We start from the raw sequence: 9,555 nt of genomic DNA on the forward strand, positions 1-9,555 counted from the left end.
CGCACCAGCACCGAAGTCCGGCGTCCCACCGGCGGTGACCCGGACCAGGCGCGGCACCTCCACCACACCGTCACGCACCCGCGCCTGCGGCACCGGATAGAACACGTCCTCCGATCCGTCCAGCAGATGAATCCGATCCGGATGCTCCGACTGCGCGCTGCGCACCAGCCCCCACAGCGCGGCCCCGTCCGGGTCGGTCACGAGGTCACCCACCGCGCCGGAGGTCCGCACGACGAGCCTCGACGACGCCCAGGCCGGGTCGGCCAGCCAGGTCTGCAGCAGGGTCAGCAGGAGGGTGGACCGCTCCAGCGCGGCGCCGGGCGCGGTGGCGTCGACCAGCAGCACCGGAGCCGGCGCCGGCAGCGGCGCCCCCAGCGTCATGACGACCGGGCTCGCACCCGGCGTGACCGGCTGCGGAACCCACTCGACCCCGAACACGTTGCGGTCCCGGGTCACCGCGGCCGGCCGCAGTTGCAGAGCGTCCACCTCGACGAGCGGAAGTCCCGCGCCGTCGGCGAGCAGCAGCCGCACCGCGTCGGCGCCGTCCGCGCGGGTCAGCCGGACCCGCAGCTGGCCGGAGGCCACGCCGCTGACCCGTACGCCGGTGAAGCTGAACGGCAGTCGCACCTCGCTGCCGGGAACCAGGTCACCGGCGCCGATCGCGTGCAGGGCGGCGTCGAACAGCGCCGGGTGCACACCGAAGCCGTCGGCGGCCAGGTCGGCGGCGACATCCGCGTAGACCGTGCCGCCGGCCCGCCACACCCGCCGCAGGCCGCGGAACACCCCGCTGTAGCCGAGTCCCGCCTCGGCCAGGCTCTCGTACAGCCCGTCAACCGGGATCTCGTCGGCGCCGGCTGGCGGCCAGGCGACCAGGCTCAGGTCCGGCGCCGCCGCCGTGCCCGGGGCGAGGGTGCCGACGGCGTGGGTGGTCCACTCGTCATCGGCGTCCTCGGGCTGGCCGTAGACGGTCACCGTCCGCCGGCTCGCGTCGTCGGCCGCCCCCACGCGCACCTGGATCCGGACGCCGGTGTGCGGCGGGATCACCAGCGGCTCGCGCAGGACCAGCTCCTCGACCCCGTCGACGCCGAACCGGCGGCCGGCCGCCAGGACCAGGTCGAGCAGCGCGGTGCCGGGGACGAGCACGGTGCCGTGCACCCGGTGGTCGGTGAGCCAGCCCGGTGACCCGGCGGCGAGGCGCCCGGTGAGCAGGGCACCGTCGCCGTCGGCGAGCAGCGCGGCCGCGCCGAGCAGTGGGTGGTCGGCGGCGAGCAGGCCGGCGGTGGTGACGTCACCGGTGTCGGCCAGGGTGTCCAGCCAGTACCGCTGGTGAGCGAAGGGGTAGGTCGGCACGTCGGCCCGCCGGGCGCCGGTCCCCTCGAACAGCGCGCTCCACCGGACGTCCTGACCACGCACGAAGAGCTCCGCCACCGCGGTCAGCAGCGTCTCGACCTCGGACCGCCCACGGCGCAGCGCCGCCACGGCGACCAGGTCGGCCTCACGAGCCAGCGTGGCCAGCACGGTGTCCGGGCCGAGTTCCAGCACCCGGTCCGCGTCGAGCGCCGCGATCGTGTCGGCGAAGCGGACCGTGTCACGCACGTGACCGACCCAATAGTCAGCGTCCGGGATCGCCGCGATCGCCGCCCGGAACTCGTCCAGCATCGGGTCCATCAACCGCGAGTGGAACGCGTGACTGGTCCGCAGCCGCGTCGTCTTCCACCCGTGCGCCTCCACCGGCGCAACGTCCTCTTCCAGTCCGGCGACGACAACCGACCCCGGACCGTTGACCGCGGCCAGGTCCACGTCGGGGAACGCGGCGCACACCTCGTCCTCGGAAGCCTGCACGGCCAGCATGACACCACCGGCGGGTAGCGCCTGCATCAATCGCGCCCGCGCCGAGACCAGCGTCGCCGCGTCCGCCAGCGACAGATCGCCGCGCGCGTACGCGGCCGTGATCTCGCCGATCGAATGACCGGCGAACACGTCCGCGGTGATGCCCCACGAACGGACCAGCGCCAGCAGCGCCAACTCCAACGCGAAGATCGACGGCTGCGCCCACCCCGTCTGATCGGCGTCCAGATCCGGAACGTCCAGCAACGCCGACACCTCGTCGAACGCCTGCGCGAACACCGGGAACGCCTGATACAGCTCGCGGCCCATCTCGACGCGCTGCGAACCCTGACCGGTGAAGACGATCGCCAGCCGGCCCTCGGAGGCGACACCGCTGACCTCGGTGTCGCCGAGCAGCACCGCACGCCGCTCCAGCACCGCGCGGGAGGTCAGCGTCAGGCCGATGTCCAGCTTCGGGGCGGTCGAGGCTCGTACGCGGGCAATCTGGTCGTGAAGAGAGACGGCGGACTTGGCCGTGATCACCAGCGGGACCACCGGCAGGGTGGTCGGAGCCGGTTCGAGCTCCCGATCCGGAACGGCCGGGGCCTGCTCCAGGATGACGTGCGCGTTGGTGCCGCTGATGCCGAACGAGGAGACCGCCGCCCGGCGCGGGCGGTCGGCCGTGGGCCAGTCGCGGGCCGCGGTCAGCAGCTCGACCCGGCCGGCCGACCAGTCGACCTGCGGGGTCGGCGCGTCCACGTGCAGCGTCGCCGGCAGCACGCCGTGCCGCATCGCCTCGACCATCTTGATCACGCCGGCCACACCCGCGGCCGCCTGGGTGTGACCGAGATTGGACTTCACCGAGCCCAGATAGAGCGGGGTCGTGCGCCCCTGGCCGTACGTGGCGAGCAGCGCCTGCGCCTCGATCGGGTCACCCAGGCGGGTGCCGGTACCGTGCGCCTCGACCGCGTCCACGTCGGCCGGCGACAGGCCGCCGGCCGCCAGCGCCGCCCGGATCACCCGCTGCTGCGACGGCCCGTTCGGCGCGGTCAGGCCACTGGACGCGCCGTCCTGGTTGACCGCCGAGCTGCGCACCACCGCGAGGATCGGGTGCCCGTTGCGTTGCGCGTCAGAGAGGCGTTCGAGCAGCAGCATGCCGACGCCCTCGCCCCAGCCGGTGCCGTCGGCGGCCGCGGCGAACGACTTGCACCGGCCGTCGGCGGCGAGCCCGCCCTGCCGGCTGAACTCGACGAACGTGGTCGGCGTGGCCATCACCGTCACGCCGCCGGCCAGCGCCAGGTCACACTCGCCGTTGCGCAGCGCCTGGCCGGCCAGGTGCAGCGCCACCAGCGACGACGAGCACGCGGTGTCGACGGTGACGGCCGGTCCCTCCAGCCCGAACGTGTAGGCGATGCGCCCGGACGCGACGCTGCCGGAGTTGCCGTTGCCGAGGTGGCCGGCCACCCCGTCGGGCAGGTCCAGCGGACGTGAGCCGTAGTCGTGGTACATCACGCCGGCGAACACGCCGGTGCGCCGGAACGGCACCGCGGCCGGGTCGATGCCGGCCCGCTCGAACGCCTCCCACGTGGTCTCCAGCAGCAGCCGCTGCTGCGGGTCCATCGCGAGCGCCTCGCGCGGCGAGATGCCGAACAGGTCCGGGTCGAAGCCGGCCGCGTCCGGCAGGAAGCCGCCTTCGAGGCGCGCGCCGCGGTCGATCTCGCCGGACTCGTGGTCGTAGAGCCCCTCGATCTCCCAGCCGCGGTCGCCGGGCGGGTCACCGATGGCGTCGGCGCCCGCGGCGACCAGGCGCCACAGGTCCTCCGGTCCGGCGACCCCGCCGGGGTACCGGCAGCTCATCGCGATGATCGCCAGGGGTTCGCTGCCGCGCGACTCCAGCTCGTCGATGCGGCGGCGGGCCGCCCGCAGGTCGGTGGTGGCCCGCTTGAGGTAGGCGAGGTACTTCTCCTCAGCGCCGGCGGCGTCAGGGGCGGAGGTCATGGCGGGACCGCTTTCGGTTCGTCGAGGGCTGACGAGAGGGCGCCGGGGACCGGCTCACGGGGTGCCGAGCTCGTCGAGAAGGTCGAAGATCTCGTCGGCGGTGGCCGACTGCAGGTCGTCCTCGCCGGCGGCGGCGGACGCGGGCGCGGCCCAGCTCGCGGCGAGCGCGCGCAGCCGCGAGCCGACCTCGGCCCGCTGCGCCTCGTCCAGCGCGGCCGCCCGCAGACGGTCCTCCAGGACGACCAGCTCGGCCAGCACGGCGTCGGCGGGCCGCTCCGGGCGCAGCAGCCCGGCCAGGTGCCGGGCCAGCGCGACCGGCGACGGGTGGTCGAACAGCAGGGTCGCGGTCAGGCGCAGCCCGGTCTCGGCGCTGAGCCGGTTGCGCAGCTCGACCGCGGTGAGCGAGTCGAAGCCGAGCTCCAGGAAGCCGCGGGCCGGGTCGACGTCCTTGGGTGCGGCGTACCCGAGCACACCGGCGGTCCGTGCCCGGATCAGCTCGCGCAGCGCCTTCTCCCGGTCCGCGTCGTCGAGCCGGGCCAGCTCGTCGGCCAGGCGCGGGGCGGCCGGTGCGGCCGCACCGGCCCGGCGCGGCGCGGGAACCAGCCCGCGCAGCAGCTCGGGCGCCTCGCCGCCGGCCCGGACCGCGGCCAGGTCCAGCACGATCGGCGCGACCAGGGAACGTCCGGAACGGATCGCCGCGTCGAAGCCGGCGAGGCCGTCGGCGGCGCTCAGCGCGCCGAACCCGCCGCGGGCCAGTCGTGCCCGGTCGACGCCCTGGCCCATGCCGGCCGCCCACAGGCCCCACGCGACCGAGGTCGCCGGGATCCCCTGACCGCGCAGGTGGGCGGCGTAGGCGTCGAGGAACGTGTTGGCGGCGCTGTAATTGGCCTGGCCCGCGTTGCCGAACAGGCCGGAGGCGGAGGAGAACAGCACCAGCGCCGACAGGCCGGAGGTGGCCGCGACCAGGTTGCGGACCGCGTCGACCTTGGCGGCGAACACCGTCGCCAGCCGCTCCGGCGTCATCGACTCCAGGGTGCCGTCGTCGAGCACCCCGGCCGCGTGCACCACCGCCGTGACCCGCTCGCCGGCCAGCGCGGCACGCACCGCGGCGGCGTCCGCGAGGTCACAGGCGACCGATCGGACGTCGGCGCCCTCGATGGTCGTCGGCTTCGCCGACCGGGAGATCAGAATCAGCCGGCGTACGCCGTGAGCCCGCACCAGGTGCTCGGCCACGAGACCGCCGAGCGTGCCGGTGGCCCCGGTGACGACCACGGCACCGTCCCCGAAGTCGGCGGCGCTGTCCTGCGCCCGCACCCGGGCCAGCCGCGGCACCCGCACCACCCCGTCACGGACGATCACCTGCGGCACCGGGAGGAACGTGTCGTCCGGGCCGTCGACCAGGTGGATCCGGCCGGGGTTCTCCGCCTGCGCCGTGCGCACCAGGCCCCACAACGCTCCGCCGTCGGGGTCGGTCACGTCGTCTCCGGCGGCACCGGAGGTCCGCACGACCAGCCGCGACTGCGCCCAGGCCGGGTCGCCGAGCCACGCCTGCAACGTCGTCAGCAGCCGCGTCGCCCGCTCCAGCGCGTCGCCGGGTTTGCCCGCGTCGATCAGCAGCACCGGCGCGGGCGCCGGCAGCGGCTCGCCGAGCGGGATCACCACCGGCTTCTCGCCCGGCATAACCTGCTGCGGCACCCAGTCCACCCCGTACAGCGACCGGAAGCCGGGACCCGCCTGCACCTGGTCCTCGGTCACCGGCCGGAACGCCAGCTCGTCGATGGTCAGCACCGGCGCGCCCGTGGTGTCCAGGGCGATCACCCGGACCGAGCTGTCCCCGGTACGGGTCAGGTGCACCCGCAGCGCGGTCGCGCCGGCGGCGTGCAGGCGGGCGCCGTTGACCGCGAACGGCAGTCGTACGGCGCCGTCGAACAGGCCGGCCGCGCCGATGGCGTGCAGGGCCGCGTCGAGCAGGGCCGGGTGCACCCCGTAGCCGTCGGTGTCGAGGTTGTCGACGCGTACGTCGGCGAGCAGCTCTTCTTCGTTGCCGGCCACGCCGGTCAAGCCCTGGAAGGCCGGTCCGTAGCGCAGTCCCGCGTCGGCGAGCCGCTCGTAGAGCCCGTCCAGCTCGATCGGCGCGCCGGTGACGTCCGGGAGCACGACCGGTTCCGGCGCGGTGTCGGACAGCGTGCCGGTCGCGTGGGCGGTCCAGCCGTCACCGCCGTCGGGCTGCGAGTAGATGATCACCGCACGCCGGCCGTCTGCGCCGGGCTCACCGACCGTGACCCGGACGGTGGCCGGCACGATCAGCGGCGCCTGCAGCAGCAGCTCGTCGAGGACCGGCGTGCCCGCGCGTTCGCCGGCGGCCAGCGCGACGTCGGCGAGCGCGGCGCCCGGCACGAGCACGGTGCCGAAGACGGTGTGGTCGGCCAGCCAGCCCGGCGTGGCGGCGGTGAGCCGGCCGGTGAACAGGCGGGTGTCACCGTCGGGAAGGGTGATCTCCGCGCCGAGCAGCGGGTGGCCGGCCTCGCGCAGCCCGGCGCCGCTGAGGTCACCGGTGGTGTCGATGACGTCGATCCAGAGCCGTTGCCGCTGGAACGGGTAGGTGGGCAGGTCGAGCACCGGCGCGGGACCGGTGCCGAAGGTGGCCGCCCAGTCCACGTCCTGCCCGGCGACGAAGAGGTGCGCCACCGCGGTGAGCAGGGTGGCCACCTCGCCGCGGCCCCGGCGCAGGGTGGCGGCGGCGGTCAGCTCGGGGCGGGCGTCCTGGATCATGGCGGTGAGCACGGCGTCCGGGCCGACCTCCAGGACCCGGGCCGTGTCGAGGGCGGCGACGGTGTCGGCGAAGCGGACCGTGTCGCGCACCTGCGTCACCCAGTACTCGGGGTCGGCCCACCGGGCGCTCCCGGTCAGCCGGGGCGTCTGGAAGCTCAGCGTGCGCACCACCGCGCGGAACTCGTCGAGCATCGGGTCCATGAGCCGGGAGTGGAACGCGTGGCTGGTCCGCAGCCGGGTGGTTGTCCAGCCGTGGCTCTCGACCGGCGCGACGACGGACTCCGGGCCGGCGACCACCACCGCGGCCGGGCCGTTGACCGCCGCGAGGTCCACGTCCGGGAACGCCGCGCGCACCTCCCCCTCGGAGGCCTGCACCGCGAGCATCACGCCACCGGCCGGCAGCGCCTGCATCAGCCGCGCCCGGGCCGAGACCAGCCTCGCCGCGTCGGCCAGGGAAAGCACCCCGGCCGCGTACGCCGCGGTGATCTCGCCGATGGAGTGACCGGCGACCACGTCCGGCGTGATCCGCCACGACCGCAGCAGCGCCAGCAGCGCCACCTCGACCGCGAAGATCGCCGGTTGCGCCCACCCGGTCTGTTCCGGCTGCAGGTCCGGGATCTCCAGCAGCGCGGTGACCTCGTCGAAGGCCTCGGCGAAGACCGGGAACGCCGCGTACAGCTCCCGGCCCATACCGGCGCGCTGCGACCCCTGGCCGGTGAAGACCATGGCGAGGCGGCCCTCGGCGGCGCGGCCCGTCGCGACCGGCTCCTGCTCACCGCTGAGCAGCACCGCCCGGTGCGGCAGCACGGCCCGGCTGGTCAGCGCGTGACCGACCACCGCCGGGTCGTCGTGGATGCCGCGTACCCGGGCGACCTGGGCGGCCAGCGCGGCCGGGTCGTTGGCCGTCACCACGAGCGGCACGACGCGGGCCACGGAGGGCGCCGGGGTGGCCGGTGCCGGGGGTTCCTCCAGGATCACGTGCGCGTTGGTGCCGCTGATCCCGAACGAGGAGACGCCGGCCCGGCGCGGCCGCGGGCCGGCCGGCCAGGGCTGCGCGCCGGTGAGCAGGGCGACGTGGCCGGCGGACCAGTCGACCTGCGGGGTCGGCTCGTCCACGTGCAGGGTGGGCGGCAGAACGCCGTACCGCATGGCCTGGATCATCTTGATGATGCCGGCGGCGCCGGCCGCGGCCTGGGTGTGGCCGATGTTCGACTTGATCGAGCCGAGCCACAGCGGCTGCTCACGGTCCTGCCCGTACGTGGCCAGCAGCGCCTGTGCCTCGATCGGGTCGCCGAGAGTGGTGCCGGTGCCGTGCGCCTCGACGGCGTCGACGTCACCGGGCGCGAGGCCGGCGTTGGCCAGCGCCTGCCGGATCACGCGCTGCTGGGCGGGCCCGTTCGGGGCGGTGAGGCCGTTGGAGGCGCCGTCCTGGTTGACCGCGGTGCCGCGCACGAGCGCGAGCACGCGGTGCCCGTGGCGTTCGGCGTCGGACAGGCGCTCCACCAGCAGCATGCCGACGCCCTCACCCCAGCCGGTGCCGTCGGCGGCGGCCGCGAACGACTTGCACCGGCCGTCGGCGGCCAGCCCGCGCTGCCGGCTGAACCCGGTGAACGTGTCCGGGGTGGCCATCACGGTGACGCCGCCGGCCAGCGCCAGGTCGCACTCGCCCGAGCGCAGCGCCTGCACCGCCAGGTGCAGCGAGACCAGCGACGACGAGCACGCCGTGTCGACGGTGACGGCCGGGCCCTCCAGGCCGAACGTGTAGGCGATGCGCCCGGAGGCGACGCTGCCCGAGTTGCCGGTGCCGAGGAAGCCCTCGACCTCCTCCGGCACGGCGGTGAGCCGGCCCAGGTAGTCGTGGTACATCAGGCCGACGAACACGCCGGTCCGCGAGCCGCGCAGCCCGAGCGGGTCGACGCCGGCGCGCTCCAGGGTCTCCCACGCGCTCTCCAGCAGCAGCCGCTGCTGCGGGTCCATGGCCATGCCCTCGCGCGGCGAGATCCCGAACAGGCCCGGGTCGAAGTCGGCCGCGTCGTAGAGGAAACCGCCCTCCCGGGCGTACGAGGTCCCGGGGTTGTCCGGGTCCGGGTGGTAGAGGTTCTCGATGTCCCAGCCCCGGTTGTCCGGGAACCGCCCGATGCCGTCGCGTCCCTGCGCGACCAGCTCCCACAGCTCCTCCGGGCTGTTCACGCCACCGGGATAGCGGCAGGCCATGCCGACGATGACGATCGGGTCGCCGGTGACCGCGGCGGACGCCGGGATCACCTCGGCCGGGAGGACCGCGGCCCGCGGAGCCAGCGCCGCCACGAGGTGCTCGGCCAGCGCGGTGGCGTTCGGGTAGTCGAAGATCAGCGTCGCCGGCAGCCGCAGCCCGGTGTCGCTCGCGAGCCGGTTGCGCAACTCGACGGCGGTCAGCGAGTCGAAGCCGAGTTCCCGGAACGCGCGCGCGGCCGGGATCGCGTCGGCCGACGGGTAACCCAGGACGGCGGCGGCCGCGGCTCGCACGGTGGCGAGGGTGGCCGCGAGCCGATCGGCCTCCTCCAGCCCGGCCAGGTCCAGGGTGAGCGAGGCGGCGGTGCCGCGCGGGGAGGCCGCCGCGCGCCGCCGCGTCACGGCCGGGACCAGGCCGGTCAGCAGCGGGTGCGGGTCACCCGCGCGGCGCACCGCCGCCAGGTCCAGGCGCATCGGCACGACGAGCGGCTGCCCGGCGGCCACGGCCGCGTCGAACAGCGCCAGGCCGGCCTGCGCGTCCAGGGCACCGAATCCGGCGGCCGCCATCCGGCGCCGATCCGTTTCGGTCAGGGCCGCGCCGAGGCCGGCGTCCCACAGGCCCCAGGCGATCGAGGTCGCCGGGATGCCCTGACCGCGCAGCTGCGCCGCGTAGGCGTCGAGGAACGCGTTGGCCGCCGCGTAGTTGCCCTGCCCGGCGTTGCCGAAGATCCCGGCCGCCGACGAATA

General features: G+C 75.3%; 2 protein-coding genes. Both read right to left on the reverse strand.

The annotated features are described in order from the left end of the window. A partial coding sequence (locus tag ACH442_RS47430; protein WP_396344810.1) for a type I polyketide synthase occupies window positions 1-3,825 on the reverse strand: 3,825 nt, incomplete at its 3' end. Window positions 3,826-3,879: 54 nt separating this feature from the next. Further along, on the reverse strand, window positions 3,880-9,555 hold a 5,676-nt coding region (locus ACH442_RS47435; protein WP_396344811.1), incomplete at its 5' end, for an SDR family NAD(P)-dependent oxidoreductase.

It is taken from the genome of Actinoplanes sp. NPDC020271, assembly GCF_044388125.1.
Lineage (GTDB): Bacteria > Actinomycetota > Actinomycetes > Mycobacteriales > Micromonosporaceae > Actinoplanes.